Annotated in this window: 15 protein-coding genes and 1 other annotated feature; of the genes, 13 read left to right on the forward strand and 2 right to left on the reverse strand. The window is 25.7% G+C overall.

The annotated features are described in order from the left end of the window. The first annotated feature begins 229 nt into the window (after nucleotides 1-229). From ACYUE0_RS02610 to ACYUE0_RS02640, 7 genes are all read left to right on the forward strand, one after another. The gene (locus ACYUE0_RS02610) at nucleotides 230-631 is read left to right on the forward strand and encodes a NusG domain II-containing protein (protein ID WP_460269400.1); all 402 of its coding nucleotides are present in this window, start codon (nucleotides 230-232) and stop codon (nucleotides 629-631) included. Nucleotides 632-640: 9 nt separating this feature from the next. Beyond that, entirely contained in the window at nucleotides 641-1,165 is a 525-nt protein-coding gene (locus ACYUE0_RS02615; RefSeq protein WP_061996707.1) for a Gx transporter family protein, read from the forward strand. A gap of 1,150 nt (nucleotides 1,166-2,315) precedes the next feature. Beyond that, on the forward strand, nucleotides 2,316-3,494 hold the full coding sequence (locus ACYUE0_RS02620) for an acetyl-CoA C-acetyltransferase (RefSeq protein WP_460269401.1): 1,179 nt from the start codon (nucleotides 2,316-2,318) through the stop codon (nucleotides 3,492-3,494). A 964-nt stretch (nucleotides 3,495-4,458) separates the two neighbouring features. Further along, entirely contained in the window at nucleotides 4,459-4,944 is a 486-nt protein-coding gene (locus ACYUE0_RS02625) for an RNA polymerase sigma factor SigX (RefSeq protein ID WP_460269402.1), read from the forward strand. Between the two features lie 4 nt (nucleotides 4,945-4,948). Further along, nucleotides 4,949-5,869, forward strand: coding sequence for a zf-HC2 domain-containing protein (locus tag ACYUE0_RS02630; protein ID WP_460269403.1), 921 nt, complete (start codon nucleotides 4,949-4,951; stop codon nucleotides 5,867-5,869). A gap of 263 nt (nucleotides 5,870-6,132) precedes the next feature. Continuing rightward, nucleotides 6,133-7,485 (forward strand): VanW family protein, encoded by a 1,353-nt coding sequence (locus ACYUE0_RS02635; RefSeq protein ID WP_460269404.1) that lies wholly within the window; start codon nucleotides 6,133-6,135, stop codon nucleotides 7,483-7,485. A gap of 483 nt (nucleotides 7,486-7,968) precedes the next feature. Further along, nucleotides 7,969-9,501, forward strand: a complete 1,533-nt coding sequence (locus tag ACYUE0_RS02640) for a VanW family protein (RefSeq protein ID WP_460269405.1) — start codon at nucleotides 7,969-7,971, stop codon at nucleotides 9,499-9,501. Nucleotides 9,502-9,570: 69 nt separating this feature from the next. Here ACYUE0_RS02640 and ACYUE0_RS02645 read toward each other — a convergent pair whose 3' ends face one another. Further along, a complete protein-coding gene (locus ACYUE0_RS02645) occupies nucleotides 9,571-10,056 on the reverse strand; it encodes a hypothetical protein (protein ID WP_460269406.1) in 486 nt (161 codons plus the stop codon). 234 nt (nucleotides 10,057-10,290) lie between these two features. On the opposite strand from ACYUE0_RS02645, the gene ACYUE0_RS02650 reads away from it, so the two are divergent. Both ACYUE0_RS02650 and ACYUE0_RS02655 read left to right on the forward strand, forming a co-directional pair. Next, entirely contained in the window at nucleotides 10,291-10,932 is a 642-nt protein-coding gene (locus tag ACYUE0_RS02650) for an HDIG domain-containing metalloprotein (RefSeq protein ID WP_460269407.1), read from the forward strand. Between the two features lie 73 nt (nucleotides 10,933-11,005). Next, complete coding sequence (locus ACYUE0_RS02655; RefSeq protein WP_460269408.1) at nucleotides 11,006-11,992, forward strand: biotin--[acetyl-CoA-carboxylase] ligase; 987 nt, start codon at nucleotides 11,006-11,008, stop codon at nucleotides 11,990-11,992. A gap of 91 nt (nucleotides 11,993-12,083) precedes the next feature. On the opposite strand, the gene ACYUE0_RS02660 is transcribed toward ACYUE0_RS02655, so the two are convergent. Continuing rightward, the gene (locus ACYUE0_RS02660; protein WP_460269409.1) at nucleotides 12,084-12,578 is read right to left on the reverse strand and encodes a metallophosphoesterase family protein; all 495 of its coding nucleotides are present in this window, start codon (nucleotides 12,576-12,578) and stop codon (nucleotides 12,084-12,086) included. Between the two features lie 316 nt (nucleotides 12,579-12,894). Here ACYUE0_RS02660 and ACYUE0_RS02665 point away from each other — a divergent pair, with 316 nt between their 5' ends. From ACYUE0_RS02665 to ACYUE0_RS02680, 4 genes are all read left to right on the forward strand, one after another. Next, the gene (locus tag ACYUE0_RS02665) at nucleotides 12,895-13,152 is read left to right on the forward strand and encodes a hypothetical protein (protein WP_061995733.1); all 258 of its coding nucleotides are present in this window, start codon (nucleotides 12,895-12,897) and stop codon (nucleotides 13,150-13,152) included. 77 nt (nucleotides 13,153-13,229) lie between these two features. Continuing rightward, on the forward strand, nucleotides 13,230-13,907 hold the full coding sequence (locus ACYUE0_RS02670) for a hypothetical protein (RefSeq protein WP_061995732.1): 678 nt from the start codon (nucleotides 13,230-13,232) through the stop codon (nucleotides 13,905-13,907). A gap of 335 nt (nucleotides 13,908-14,242) precedes the next feature. Next, the gene (locus ACYUE0_RS02675; protein WP_460269410.1) at nucleotides 14,243-15,745 is read left to right on the forward strand and encodes a YjjI family glycine radical enzyme; all 1,503 of its coding nucleotides are present in this window, start codon (nucleotides 14,243-14,245) and stop codon (nucleotides 15,743-15,745) included. Next, nucleotides 15,735-16,577 carry a YjjW family glycine radical enzyme activase gene (locus tag ACYUE0_RS02680; RefSeq protein WP_460269411.1) on the forward strand — a complete coding sequence of 281 codons (843 nt, stop codon included), beginning with the start codon at nucleotides 15,735-15,737 and terminating at the stop codon, nucleotides 16,575-16,577. The genes ACYUE0_RS02675 and ACYUE0_RS02680 overlap by 11 nt, the downstream gene beginning before the upstream one ends. Nucleotides 16,578-16,764: 187 nt before the next feature. Further along, nucleotides 16,765-17,014, forward strand: a binding site (T-box leader). Nucleotides 17,015-17,032: the final 18 nt, after the last annotated feature.

The raw sequence follows: 17,032 nt of genomic DNA on the forward strand, positions 1-17,032 counted from the left end.
ATTTATCAATTTAAAAAAAGTGAAGGAAGCTAATTCTACTTTGAAAAATTTTAAAATTAAATTATTTTCTATAGGTATATTCATTAAGTATTCACTTAAAAATAATAAAAAACTAGAAAGCAACAAGTTATTTTAGTAAAATAATTATAATAAGGCATATTCATTGTAATTAGGAGCTATTATTTTATTTATATATGCCTAAAACAAATTGATAGGATGGAAAGGTGATATGAAAGTTATAAAAAAATTAGACATTATAATTATAGTTATTCTTTTTTTTATATCCTTTATACCGTATTTGGTATTTTATATGAATAATTCAGGTGGAATATCAGAACAAGTTTATGCAGTAGTAACTAGTGATGGAAAAGTTTTTAAAGAAATAAGACTTGATAATCATGTAGGGGAAGAGGAATTTAAATTAGAAACTAAAAACGGATATAATATTATAAAAGTGATGGATAATAAAATAGGTATAATTGACTCTGATTGTAAAGATAAAGTTTGTAAGCAAGTTGGATATATACATAGAGTAGGTGAAACGGTAGTTTGTTTGCCTCATAAAGTTGTAATTGAAATAAAAGGGAATATAAAAAATAATAATACTGAAGAAGATTTTATATCTGGATAGGAGAATGTTGTGAAAAAAACTAGTAAATTAGTATATATATCATTATTGATATCTCAGGCATTAGTTTTACATATAGTAGAAGGTATGCTTCCTATACCATTTATAACTCCAGGGGCAAGACTTGGATTATCAAATATCATAACGGTTATAGCATTATATACTTTAAGCTATAAAGAAACATTTTTAGTATTGGCAATTAGAATATTACTATCAGTTATGTTTGGGGGAAGCGTATCAAGGCTCATGTATAGTTTAGGTGGAGCAATTTTTAGCTTTATATCAATGGCAATAATGAAAAAAATATTAAAGGATAAAGTGAGTATAATAGGGGTAAGTGTTGTAGGGGCCGTCTTTCATAATATAGGTCAATTAATAGTAGCATCATTAATTGTTGAAACATGGGGCGTTTTATTATATTTACCTATACTTACTATAGCAGGAATTGGAACAGGAATTTTTGTAGGGTTTACTTCATATTATGCTTTAAATCATTTAAAAACCATTAATAAAAAAATTAATAATGGTTTTATGTAAACCAAATGAATTATTTTTAAATTTAATAGATTTAATTAAAAAATGAACTGAACTTTATTTTTTGCGAATAATTAATACAAAACAAAGAATAAAAATTCAGTTTTTTTATAATTTATATAATTTGATTTTAAGTTAATTAGTTTAATATTTTAAAATAGTTAAGTTGCATTTTATTAAAAATACAAATAAAATGCATTATAAACAAAAAATAGTTATATCATGTAAAAGGATAACAGATTAAATGATTGATTTAGTTGAGAAAATTATATAGATTATAAAAAATAATTAAAAGATATAGAATATTTCATAAATAGAGTGTATAATAAAATTGAGTTTACAGAAAATTCTTTGAAAAAGGCAGACTTTAAAAAAATAAACTGTAAATTTAAATTGAAAATAAATAGTATTATAATTATTAAAATTATTTAAAAAGATATTACAAAATTTTAATGATTTTAAAGTCATTGATACTTGAATAGAGAAATATATATAGATTAAGTTGCGAGAAAAGATTTAGACTATTCATATATTTGTAAATTTTTTATTTATAAATATACGAATATAAAATTATGGGGTAGAATAGAATAATTTGTTAATAAAAAGACAAATATATAAGTTGAATACTATATAGTTAATTAAATGTCAAAAATGTAATCATTTACCACTGGATATAAAAGAATCTATTTAAAATTTAAATATTATAAAATGTAATATTAGATTAAGTTATATTAAGGGGTTAAAGTTTTATGTAATAAATAACTTATAGTTTATTAATAGTTAAATTTTTATGTTTAAATTTATACAATCATTAATAAAAGTTAACAATATATCATATTCTATTAATGAGATAGGGATACAAGCTTAAATTTAGATTTGTTCAAGAACTTAAAAATATTTTCATTTTAAATGTAGGTTGAATTTAGGTGCTTGGAAGCTTGCATCACTCTTTTGGGTATTCAAGTTTTAAAACAAATAATTTTTTGAAGGTAACTTGAAACCTTATAAAAAGAAAAACATAAAATTTATACTTAGCTAAAATTACTAAAAAATTTTAGAAAAATCTTATTTTACTTTTATTTTAAATGTATAGATTTAAATATTAATTTAAATACAAATTATTAAAAAATTTTTATTTAGGGGGATTTTAATCATGAGAGAAGTAGTAATTGCTAGTGCAGTAAGAACACCTATAGGTTCATTTGGAGGTGGCTTATCTAAATTTTCAGCTGTAGACTTAGGGGTTTTAACAGCTAAAGAAGCGATAAAAAGAGCTGGAATAAGTGCAGATGTTATAGATGAAGCTATAATCGGTTGTGTTTTATCAGGCGGATTAGGACAAAACGTTGCTCGTCAAATTGCTGTAAAAGCTGGATTAAAAGAAGAATCAACAGCTATGTCAATAAATAAAGTTTGTGGATCAGGTCTTAGAGCAGTTAGTTTAGCAGCACAAATAATTAAAGCTGGCGATGCTGATGTTATGTTAGTAGGTGGAGCAGAAAGCATGAGTACTGCACCATATGTTTTACCAAATAACAGATGGGGACAAAGAATGGGTGACGGAACAGTTGTAGACACAATGATAAAAGATGGTTTATGGGAAGCATTTAACAACTATCACATGGGAGTAACAGCTGAAAATGTTGCTGAAAAATACGGCATAACTAGAGAAATGCAAGATGAATTTGCTTTAAATAGCCAATTAAAGGCAGAAAGAGCAATAAAAGAAGGAAGATTCAAAGATGAAATAGTTCCAGTTGAAGTTCCTCAAAGAAAAAAAGATCCAATAATATTTGATACTGATGAGTTCCCAAAATTTAATATGACAATAGAAAAATTAGCTAAATTAAAACCAGCATTCAAAAAAGATGGCACAGTAACAGCAGGAAATGCATCAGGAATAAATGATGGATCAGCAATGCTAATTGTAATGTCTAAAGAAAAAGCTGATGAATTAGGAGTAAAGCCTTTAGCAACTATTAAATCTTACGGATCAGCAGGTTTAGATCCAAAGATAATGGGTTGTGGACCAATTCCAGCTACAAAAAAAGCATTAGAAAAAGCTAACTTAAAAATTGAAGATATAGATTTAATTGAAGCTAATGAAGCTTTTGCATCTCAATCTATAGCAGTTGCAAAAGATTTAAATTTAAATCCTGAAATAGTAAATGTTAACGGTGGAGCTATAGCATTAGGTCACCCAATTGGTGCATCAGGTGCTAGAATTTTAGTTTCTTTAATTCACGAAATGACTAAAAGGGATTGTAAAACAGGCCTTGCTACACTATGTATAGGTGGTGGACAAGGAACTGCTTTAATTGTAGAAAGATAATAATTTAAAAGTTATACTAGATTTATAAAAGGGGATTAATTAATTTTAATTCCCTTTTTAAAGTGAATAAAATATTAAATTAGTTAAAAGTATTGGTTTTATTTAGAGGTTATATATTAAATAAAATGATTCTCTAAATAGTCATTTTTATTATAAAATTACACTGCATTTGTTAATAAAAGCTTTGCAAGTACTTATTTTAAAGTATTGCAAAGCTTTTATTTTTTTATAGAATATTATAAATATAGGGAAACAAGCTCCAATTTAAATTTATTCAATAACCTTAAAATATTTTTATACAAGATACAGTGTTGAATTCTAAGTGATTCGGAGCATGTCTCACTATTTGGGGTATCCAAGTTTTGGAATGGATAATTTTAAGAGTCAACTTGGAACCCTATATAGGGAAAAAAGCTCAAATTTAAATTTATTCAATAATCTTAAAATATTTTTATACAAGATGCAGTGTTGAATTCTAAGTGATTCGGAGCATGTCTCACTATTAGGGTATCCAAGGTTTGAAATGGATAATTTTAAACCTTGGATACCCTATATAATAATGAAAGGAAAATATAAAAATAAAAGAATAAAAAAATAAAATGAAAAATGTGTTATAAAAATTATAAATCTGGGTTCTATATATATGAGTATAAAAAATTATAAAAGTAAAATAAATATTTATAAGTATTTAAAATGGAAACTATACTTGTGTATATATTTAGGAAAATAAACTTGCATTTAAATTTATTCAATAACTTTAAAATGTTTTTATGTAAAATGTAGTGTTGAACTTTCTAAGTGTTTCCGAGCATGTTTCGCTATTTGGGGTGTCCAAGTTTTCAAATGAATAATTTAGAAAATCAACTTGGAACCTTATCGATTGATAACTAAAAATATAAAAATCAAATTAGGAATTAAACAAAGATAAACATTACAAATAGAACTAGGAGAGGGTTTAACATTTATGGAATTTGAAAAATTATTTAAAGAGTATTATGTGTATGTTGTTAAGCAAGTTATGAAAATTGTTAAAGATCAAACTATAGCTGAGGATTTATCGCAGGAAGTGTTTATGCAATTATATAAAATAAATTGGAATGAAATTGAAAATATTACAAGTTGGTTTAATAAATCAGCTATATATGTTTCATATAATTATTTAAGATCAGAAAAAAGACATAAAGCACGTATAGAAAAAGTAGGTAATTTTATAGAAGAGGATATTGAGATGGTTGATGAACAATACATTCGAAAGGAGGAAATTGAAAATGTACGGACTGTTATGGAAAAATTAAAAGAACAAGATAAAAAACTTTTATTGTTGAGATACTCAGGACTTAAATATAAAGAAATAGCAGAGATACTACAAATAGAAACAGCTAATGTTGGAACAATGTTAGTTAGAGCTCAGAGAAAATTTAGAGATGTTTATAAGGAAAATTGGAGGTAAAAATATGAAATGTTATGATACAGGAATATTACAATCATATATTGATGGGGAACTTTCACCAGAAATGATGAAAAAAGTATCCAATCACTTGGATAAATGTAAGGTTTGTCAGAGTGAATTTGATAAACTACTAGAGTTGAATCAATGGGAGATTGAACTAAGAAATCAAGATATACAAAGAGATCCAATTGATGTTGAAAAAGCATGGAATAAATTAGAATATAATTTAAACAATCAAAATATAATTAGTAAAATTAGAGGAGTATTTATGAATATGAATAAGAGCAAATTGAAAAAAATTACTACAGTTACAATGGCAGCATTAACGATAATGGCTTTACCTATGGCAGCAAAAGGAGTACAGAGTTTATTTTCAACTTATGTGTTAGAAGATTCTATTGTTAATGAAACATTAGTTAGGGAAGATGGAACAGTTGTTGATGGAACTAAAGATGGTCAATTTCAAACTTTAGATGAGAAGATTACAGACAAAGACATTACGGTTCATTTAACAGATTTATATGTTTCAGAATCTAGAGTATCTGTTAACTATAGAATAGAAGATAAAAATGGAAATCTTGTACCTATTGAGTATGATACAAAAGGATTAGACTTAAAAGATGATGGCATTAAAGATGGAAAGCAAGTGGATGATCCTGAATATTATTTAGATAAAAAAGAAGGTACATTCTCAGTACTTACATTTCTACAAAGTGAAGAAGGTCGTTCACCTTTTGAATTATTTAAAGATGGAAATAAATTAGAGATTGGTGTTCGTGAGCTTGGAGAGAAAACAGAAGGAACTATAACATTTGTTGGTTTTAATCCTTTGGAATATCCTGTAAACTTAGATATTAACATTAATAAAATAGGAAGAGTTTCAGGTTCATGGAATGGACAAATTGAAATTAATTCTAATAAATAAGTTCCAGGTAAGTATCAGCAATTGGTTATAAAATGAAATTTGAAAATAAGATATAAAAATATAATTATCATTTAATAAGAGTATAAATTCAAAAGAATATTTATAAAACAAAAAGCATTATTCATAAGAATGGTGCTTTTCCATTCTATAATGGGTTGTTGAGTAAATAAAATTGGAAAAAAATTTCACTGTATATTATAAATATATATACTAAAAATATTTATAATGGATTAATAAAAATATTTTTAGTGAGGTGAATATTAATGAAAAGTAATAAAAGAAGTATGTTTATGATAATATTAGGAATTATAATATTTTTTCTAATAGCAGTTATATCATATTATAGTTATGTTAAATCTAATGTAGATAAATATGAATCGATAATATATCCTAATATAAAAATTCAAGGGTATGATGTAGGTGAGCTCACTAAAGATGAGGCAATAGAATTATTAGATGCAAAATTTGAGATGCCTTTAGAAAAAAGTGCTATAACTATGGAATTAAAAGGTGAAGAAATTATTATTCCTTATAAAGATATAAAGGCTAACTATGATATTAATAAAGTTGTAGAGAAGGCATTTAATTATGGAAAAGATAAAAATATTTATGAAAAATACAAGCTTATAAAAAAGCCACAAGAAGTAAATTTAAATTTAAGCTTTACTCATGATAAAAATATAGTTGCAGCCACAATAAATAAATTACAGGAAAACTTAAGCAAAGAAAGTGTAGATGCAAAAATTTCACTAATTGATGGAAATTTTATAATAACCCCACATATAAATAAAGAAGAAATAGATAAAAATACAATTTTAATGGATATAGAATCACTTATAATCTCCAATAGAAATTCAAATATAAAATATAATATTAAAATTACAGAAAAAACTCCGACTATAACTACAGAGAAATTAAAAAGTATAGATAAACTTATAGGAAGTGCGAGAACTAAAATATCTCCAGGGGATGATGGGAGACATAAAAATATAGAACTTTGCACTAATAGTAATAATGACATACTAATAATGGATGGAAATGCATATAGCTTTAATGAATTAATTGGAAATACTACTGCTGAAAAAGGATATGTTTCATCAAAGGTAATAATAGATGGAAAACTTGAAGATGGAATTGGTGGAGGAATATGCCAAGTATCTACAACACTTCATAATGCTATATTAAATTCTGGAATAATACCTACAGAAAGAAAAAATCATGATATGCCTGTAAGATATACTAACTTAGGGATGGATGCAACAATAGCTTATGATTATATAGATTATAAATTTTCTAACACATTAGGATATCCTATATATATACAAAGTTACATAGAAAATGACGAGGTGGTTTTTAATATATACTCTAATAATTCTTTAAAAAATAGAAATTATGAGTTTTTACAAGAAGTTTATTGGGAAAAACCAATAGAAACAGAGTATGTATTTGATAATACAATCTCCATTGGTGAGATGAAAATTAAAAATCCAGGTAGTATAGGTTATAAAGTAAAAACTTATAGAAATGTATATGAAAATAGTGAATTAATAGAATCAAAACTTTTATATGATGATTATTATAAACCTGTTAATAAACTTATTCTAAAGCATGAGTAGCTCTAAAAGTTATATAGATAAGAAAAGTAAAATTTAAGTCTACATATAAATTAAAAAATTTGTATTGAGTTTATAGATTTTAAATCTACATAAGATAAAACTTTTGACAAATATTTTCAAAAGTTTTGTTTTTAAGTTAAATATTAATTTAAATAAGAAAATCAAAGATAATTTATAAAATTATTTAAAATCAGTTAAATTTGTAATAATTATGACACTGGAAAAGTGTTATGTATATGGTATACTTATAGATGAAATTATGATAAATTTATTTAATAGTTATTATAGGAATTTAAAATCACCATTAACTTATACCTGAAAGATTTTAATTTCTAAAAGGGTTATGATAAGATTATAGTTCTTTAATAAAGCTAACTTTAAAATGATAATAAATATTAAAAATCAACAGATAAATTAAAGTTTCGGCTTGTTTCACTATAATACTTTAAGTTTTTTTAAAAATTATGAAAGGAATTTTATTATATGGGCGAGGACTTAAAAAAAAATAAAAAATCAAAAATTAAAAAATTAAAAAATAATAAAAAACTAAAAATTGGAATGGCAATTTCTGCATTAGTAGTAGTTATTGCTATAGGTGGTGGAACTGCATACGTTAAAAGTACAGTTTCTAAATATGAAAATGCTATATATCCTGGTATGAGAATACAAGGTATTGACCTTTCAGGAAAAACAAAAGAAGAAGCTGTAAAAATTATAGACCAAAATTATAAAGCTAATATGGAAAAGAAGAAGATTGTAGTAAAATCAGGTGGAAAAAGCTATGATATAAATTATAAAGATTTATCTTTAAAGTTTGACTACGAAAAAACAGTGGAGGATGTCCTAAAAGAAGGTAAAAACAATTCTACATTTGAAAAGTTTAAGATGATAAAAAATGGTGAAGCAAAAGATCATGAGATTAAATTTACTTATGATGTAAAGCCAATAGATGAAAAAATAAATGCTATTGCAAGTGAGCTTAATAAACCTAAAACTGAAGCTACTATATCTGGTTATGGCGGTAATTTTGATATAACACCAGAACAAGTAGGATCTAAGTTAGATACGGAAAGCTTAAAGGCAGAAATAATTAATAAAATGACTAAATCTAGTGCTTCTGAAAAGGAAGTTGTAGTAGAAGGTAAAATGGTAGAGGACAAGCCTACCGTTACTAAAGATGAGTTGGCTAAAATAGATACTTTAATATCAACTTATAGTACAAACTATAGTCCTTCAAATTATAATAAAAGTGTAAACATTGAACTAGGAGCTAGCACTGTAAATGGAACATTATTAATGCCTGGAGAAAAATTTAGTTTTAATACAATAGTAGGAGATACTACACCGGATAAAGGGTATATGTCTGGAATAGAAATAGTTGGTGATAAATTAGAAACTGGATATGGTGGAGGAATATGTCAGGTTTCAAGTACCTTACATAATGCAGTTTTAAGAATGGGTATTTTACCGGATTCTAGATTAAATCATAATTTGCCAGTATCTTATGTTCCTTTAGGATTAGATGCAACTATATCTTATGGTGGAGTGGATTATATATTTACTAATTCGACAAACTATCCCATATATATAGAAGGTGTTGCAGGTGGAGGAACAGTTACTTTTAATATGTACTCTAACTCAGCTGTAAAAACATCTAAAACTTATGAGTTTACTAGTGAAGAATATGATACAATACCAACAACTACAGAATATAAAGATGACTCTACATTGGCAGCAGGTAAAGAAGAGGAAGTGCAACATGGATCTATTGGACATAAAGTTAAGGCCTATAGATTAACATATGAGAATGGAGTATTAATAAATACTGAGTTAATAAATACTGACACATATCAACCGCAACCTACAATAATTAGAAGAGGTACGGCAAAGGCTGAAACAAAAAAAGAAGAAACTAAAAAAGACGAATCCAAAAAAGATGAACCTAAAAAGGAGGAATCTAAGCCACAAGATTCAAAGCCAGACGATTCTAAACCAGAAGATTCAAAACCGAATTAATAGTTATATAGATTAAATTAAAAGAGCATCCAGTTATAAGGAGGCTCTTTTAATTTTAAATAATATATATTAATGTTTTATATTGCTAATAATATTTATAAAAAAGAATATTATTATGAAAGCAACAAAAATATCTATAATACCTTTTGTAAAAGATGAGGCTATGTTAAATACAACTAAAAGACTTTGTCTTAAAGAATATATTCCATATTGAAAGATAGATATTGTTGAAATTATTAAAGTTACGATGCTTCCACCTATACATAAAAGTAAAGCTATTTTCTTTAAAAAAACAGTATTTTCTTTATTGAGTTCAAGTATTTTAAGCATTATAAGAATGGTAACTCCTATTATTAAAGCTTCTAAACTATTAATAAAAATTAATGATGTTGATAAAAAATAACATAATAAAATCAATGATTCTGTTTTTAATTTAGTTATTTTTTTATGGGAAGGTAAAAATATTTTCCTTGTTGAAAAAGTTATTCTTAAAAATAAATCAAAAATAAATAAAATTAATAATATATTATTTATAAATAATGCAATATTACGCAATAGGTATCACCTCAATATTAATTAAATTTAGATGGGAGCTTGTTTCCCTATATGTATGATAAAATAAGAGTCAATTTTAATTCAATTATAGTTTATGCACATAATAAAAAAATAGGTATATATATATTTAGAAATTTTTAACAACAATTAACAACTTAAATTAAATTATTAATTATAATACAATATTCTAACTATAATGTAAAATATATATTTATATAGAAAGAAGGTAATTTTATGGATTTAAAAAGAAATTTTACTGAATTTGAAAAAGTATTACTTTCTATGGAAAAACCATCTACTTATTTTAATGAATTAATTGATAAAGGTGAATTTCCAGAGGAATATCCTTTTGATATGATTAGTGAGTTAAAAGATGTTCCTCAATCTAAGGAACATCATCCAGAAGGTAATGTATGGAATCATACTATGCTAGTTGTAGATAAAGCAGCTGTTTTAAGAGAAAAAAGTAAAAATCCAAGAGCTTTTATGTGGGCAGCATTACTTCATGATATAGGAAAAAAACCTACAACAGTATTAAGAAAAGGAAGATATACTGCTTATGAACATGATATAGTTGGGGCCAAAATGGCAGAAGAATTTTTAAAATCATTTACAAATGATGAAAAATTTATAGTTACAGTAAAAAATTTAATTAGATATCATATGCATATATTATTTATAGTTAAAGATATGTCATTTAAAGATGAAAAAGGAATGATTAAGAATGTTGATTTAGATGAATTGGCACTACTAGGTCTTAGTGACAGATTAGGTCGAGGATTTATAAGTAAAGAAGCAATTGAAAAAGAATATAAAAATGTTAAAATATTCTTAGAAAAGAGCAATAAAATAAAAAATAATAGTAAGAATGAATAGTTTTAATATAACCGGTCTAAAAATTAATTTTTAACAATATTTTTAGAAGAAAAAGTGGAAAGGACGTTATTTTGTGAAAGAAAAGATATTAAAAGCTTTAAAAGAAAATCCAGATAAGTTTTTATCGGGAGAAATGTTAAGTAAGGAACTAGGAATAACTAGAGCAGCTATTTGGAAACATATAAATTCCTTAAAAGCAGAAGGATATGAAATAGATTCTGTTTCTAAAAAAGGATATAGATTAATAGATGTTCCAGATTTACTTACTAAAGATGAAATCTTGCCACGTTTAAATACAAAATATATAGGAAAAACATATGTTTATCATTCTAAAATAGATTCTACCAATAAAAAAGCAAAGGAATTAGCTACAGATGGGTTTGATGAAGGAACAATTGTTATTAGTGAAGAACAAAGCTTAGGACGAGGTAGGCTTGGAAGGGTATGGTATTCACCAAAAGGAAAAGGCATTTGGGTTAGCATTATATTAAAACCTAATATACCAACTATGATGGCACCAAGAATTACACTTATTGGCGCGGCAGCAGTACATAGTACATTAGAAGAGTTTGGCATAAAAAGCGAAATAAAGTGGCCTAATGATATAATATTAAATAATAAAAAAGTCTGTGGAATATTAACAGAGATGAGTGGGGAAATGGATAAACTTAATTATATCGTTATGGGAATAGGTATAAATGTAAACACAGAAGAAAATGAACTTGAAAATGAATTAAGTAAAATCGCTACATCATTAAAAATAGAATATGGGGAAGAAGTATGCAGAAAGCAATTGCTTTGCAGTTTATTAAAGCATTTTGAGGATTTTTATGATGATTTTAAAGAATATGGAACCTTAGAAAATGTAATAAACATATGTAAGAAGAATTCAATTTTAATTGGAAAAGAAGTAAAAATAATTTATTATGGAAAAGAAGTTGCTGCTAAAGTAATAGATATAGAAGATGATGGAGAATTAATTGTTAAGTATGATGATGGTACTGTGGGAAAAGTTCTTTCAGGAGAAGTTAGTGTTAGAGGTCTATATGGATACGTTTAAAAATGTTTTAGAATAGTTTAAAGAAAATTATATAAAATAAAAAGGGCGAATTCTAAAATTATAAATATTATTTTAGACGCCCACTTTTATTTTATTCAGTAAAAAGTTTTAAATTAACTTCTATTCCAGATGGAAGTAAATCTAAAATTATATATGAATAAAATCTTTCTTTTCTTTTACTAGAAGGAGAGCCAGGATTTATAATTAAGGTTTTGTCTCTTGTTGTAATGAAGGGCTTATGACTATGACCAAAGATAATTATATCTAAGTTTTCATTTTCAAAAGTTGCATATACATTATCTAAGGTTGATTTATTATCTCCATGACCATGGTAAATACCTATTTTGTAATTTTCTAAAGTAATAATTTCTTTTTCTTTTAACACTTGTCTTGTTTCCTCTTTATCGTTATTACCGTACACTGCAATAACATTAAAATGTTTTTTTATATAAGGAAGAGTTTTAGAGTTAGTAAAATCCCCGGCATGGATTATTAAATCAACATCTTTTAATTTTTTTTCTATTAAATTTTCTATTTTACTCAAATGCTTTCTAACATGGGTATCAGATATTACTGCTACTCTCAAATTTATATCACCACCTTATTATAGTGTATATAGGGAAATAATCGTAAATTTAAATTTTTTTATTAGATGTATATTAACTTGTAGATTTTACAAAATAAATCTATTAATTTTATCTTATTAAAGTATACTATTATATGTTACTTTACATATAATGTAATAAAAGGTGCTTAAGATGTTTTTTTACATAATATATGGTATTATATACTAGTATGTATAAAGTGTGTATGTTAAAACATATTACCTTATTTTTAGGGTATATAGTATGTTTATTTTAAATTATAAAATATTATAGTGTACTCTAATGGAGGATTATAAAATGCTAATACTTAACTTTTATTTAATTACTGTTATATTTAGTATGTTAACAATAATGCTTATATTTTATGCGCTTAATAATAATGAACAATTTCAATCAAAAATGTTCGATATGATGTTAAATAATGAAAATATTGAGGATGATGATTCTAATGATTTTATTGATTTCATTATCTCTATATATGTATTGATACCTATTATAAATATTATAGCGTCTATAGCATTATTGACAACCTTATATAGCAAGAAGAAAAATTAAATGCTACAAATTAAAAAGAGTTTGTAGCATTTTTGTTGTATAAAAAATTGAAATTTGTGTTTTAGGATGGGATAAAAATGAAAACAATTGGACAAATGAAAGAAAAAACTATACATAGACAGTTAAAGGAAATGTATTCTGAAGAAGCCGGAGAAATAGAAGTTACATATTTGGATTATATTGTTGATGTAGTAAAAGATCATATCATATATGAAATTCAAAGTAAAAATTTTTATAATATAAAAGAAAAAATAAAAAAACTTTGTGTGGAAAATAAAGTAGTACTAGTACATCCCATAGCAGTTGAAAATACTATAATAACCTTGAATAAAAAAGGGGAAGTTATAAGGAGAAGAAAGTCACCTAGAAAGGGACGGGTAGAAAATATTTTTGATGAATTGGTTTCTGCTCCAGAGTTCATCAATGAAAAAAATTTAACTATACAGATATTACTTATATCAAAAGAAGAATTTAGAATTGATGATGGAAAAGGATCTTGGAGAAGAAAAGGTATATCTAAATTAGATAATAACCTAGTGGGAATCTTTGAAACTATAAATTTAAATGGACCCTATGATTATCTGAGATTTTTATCTAAAAAGAGTGTGAATTTTACCAATAAACAATTGGCTAGTGAATTAAATATTTCCATAGGAATTGCTAGAAAAATTACATATACACTTAAAAAAGCAAGTATTCTAGATGGAAGTGAAAAGATAGGTAGAGAAATTTTATACAAAATAAACAAATTTTAATATTATAAACAGTTGTTTAAAAAACTCGATATTTGTAGTATAATGAAGAAAATAGTGTATCACAAAAATGAAAGTATACTACACGGTAATCTTTTAAATATATTAATGTTGTGCATTTTAACAAAAATGTATTTAAATGTATAAAATATTTAAAATAGTGAATCATTTTAAAACACTAATTAATAAAATGTACTAATTAATAAAAGTTATTGAAAAGTGTGAAAAAAGAAATTATACTTAGTTTAAAGAATAACTAAATATAAAAATAATACTAATTTATTATTTTTGAAGATGCATTAAACTAAAAATTTAAATGTGATATGGAGTGATTAAGTATGGATATGGAAAAAGAAGTACTTTCAATTATTAAAAATAATACATTAACTTATCAAATGAAAGTTATATCTTTAGCAAAACTAGCTGAAAATAGTATTAATATATTAAACATTAGTGATGATATAAAAAATTATATGGATGAAGGTGTAATTTGTGACTTATGGGAAGGAAATGCACCATACAGACCTAGATATATAGTTCCAGATTATGAAAAATTCATGGTGGAAGGTAGTGAGTTTCTAGGTATAAAACCACCAACAAATATATGGGAAGCAACTCACAGTTTATTAATGCTTTATAAACATGTTCCATCAGTGACTACATTCCCAGTTTATGTTGGAAACTTAGACACACTTTTAGAACCCTTTGTTAAGGATGAAGAAGAAGCATACAATGCAATAAAATTATTTTTAATGCATATTGATAGAACAATAACAGATTCTTTCTGCCACGCAAATATTGGCCCTATGGATACTAAAGCAGGAAGATTAATTTTAAAAGCAGAAAGAGAACTTCAAAATTCCACACCTAATATAACATTGAAAGTTGCTGAAAATACGCCAGATGAACTTATGGTAGAGGCTGTTAATACTGCACTTAGTTGTGCAAAACCAAGTTTTGCTAACCATGAAATGTTCACTAGTGATTTAGGAAATTACGCAATAGCAAGTTGTTATAATGGATTAAATATTGGTGGTGGAAGCTATACTTTAGTAAGGTTAAATCTTGCAAAACTTGCACCAAAGGCAAAAAATATAGATGAATTTATGAACGAACTATTACCAAAATCAATTCAATCTATGTTAGAGCTTATGGATGTTAGAGTGAACTTTATTGTGGAGGAAAGTGGATTTTTTGAATCTAATTTCTTAGTAAAAGAAGGATTTTTAAATAAAGACAATTTTACTGCAATGTTTGGAATGGTTGGACTTGCGGATGCTGTAAACTATTTTGTAGGCTCAGAAAAGCAAGAAGATAGATTTGGATATTCAAAAGAAGCTAATGATTTAGGAATAGAAATTATAGAGAAAATGCAAGAGGTAGTAAACCTACATACAAATGAGCATTGCAAAGCAACAGATGGAAAGTATGTATTACATGCTCAAGTAGGTCTTGATAGTGACAAAGGAGTAGCTCCAGGTTGTAGAATTCCAATAGGAGAAGAACCTCCAATACATGAGCATTTAATTCAAAGTGCTCCATATCATAAATATTTCCCATCAGGAATAGGTGATATATTTAAATTTGATGAAACAGCTAAGAGAAATCCTAAAGCTATAGTTGATATTGTTAGAGGAGCATTTAAGTTGAATTTAAGATATATTTCATTATACTGTGCTGATTGTGATGTAATAAGAATAACTGGATATCTTGTAAAAAGATCTGATATAGAAAAATTAGAAAAAAATGAGCAAGTTCTAAATGATACAGTTGTCTTAGGATATGGAGCAGCTAAAAATGCTAAGATATTAGAGAGAAGATTAAGGAAAAATGAAGAATAATAAAGCTTTAGTAAATAAAATAATTCCATTTAGTTCTGTAGACGGAGAAGGAAATAGAATGGCAATATTTTTACAAGGGTGTAATTACAATTGTTTGTATTGTCATAATCCAGAGACTATAAATTTATGTATAAACTGTGGTAAGTGTGTTGAAAGTTGTAACTATGGTGCACTTACCATGGTTGATGATAAAGTTAATTATAACAGGGCTAAGTGTAAAAATTGTGATTGTTGTATAGCTGCCTGTGATAGAAATAGTAGTCCAAAAGTTTTGGAAATGACTGTAGATGATATTGTTAAAGAAATAGAAAAAGTTAAATTCTTTATATCAGGAATAACAGTATCCGGTGGGGAGTGTACTCTTCAAAGTGAATTTCTTTTAGAATTATTTAAAGTGGTTAAAAAAATGGGGTTAACTACATTCATAGATACAAATGGATCAACAAGATTATATGAGAATCAACAGTTGTTAGAAGTAACAGATAAAACTATGATAGATTTAAAAGCCTTTAATTCGAAAGAAAACAAAGAACTTGTAGGACTTGGAAATGAAATGGTTTTAAAAAACATAGAAGAACTTGTGAAAAAAGATAAAGTCTATGAAATAAGAACAGTAGTAGTTCCAGAACTATTGGATAATGAATACACTATAGATATGGGAAGTAAACTTATATCAAAAATAGATAACAATATAATTTATAAATTAATAAAATTTCGTAGTTTAGGGGTAAGAGAAGAACTTTTAAAAGCATATACACCTAGTCAAGACTATATGAATAAATTAAAAGAAATAGCATTGAAAAATGGAGTTAAAAATGTTCTAATTGTGTAAAAATAATTTTTAAATTTAAATAAAATTAAATTTTAAAATATATAAAAATACATGAGTTTGACATTAATAATTAAAAAATAGCGCATAATATTATGTCAAAATAGAAAAAATAAATTTAAAATAAAAGATTTTCCACTTGACATTTCAATTGTGTCAATATAAAATCATATATAAATAAAGCAAATAAATAAAAACTATGAAGAGAAGAGTATATATAAGAGGTAGTCTTAGCGAGTTGGTGGTGGTGAGAGACCAATATGAAACTTATATAGAAGAACATCTCAGAGTTTCTAACCGAAATTGTTATGAAAGTAGGCTTAGACGGAGTCAAACCGTTATAGATTGAACAGTATCGATTAATATCTGTACTGATGATAAGTTGGTCATTTTATGACAATTTGGGTGGTACCGCGGAATTGTAACCTTTCGTCCCTTTTATTAGAGGATGGAAGGTT

This window comes from Clostridium sp. CTA-19 (genome assembly GCF_054767855.1).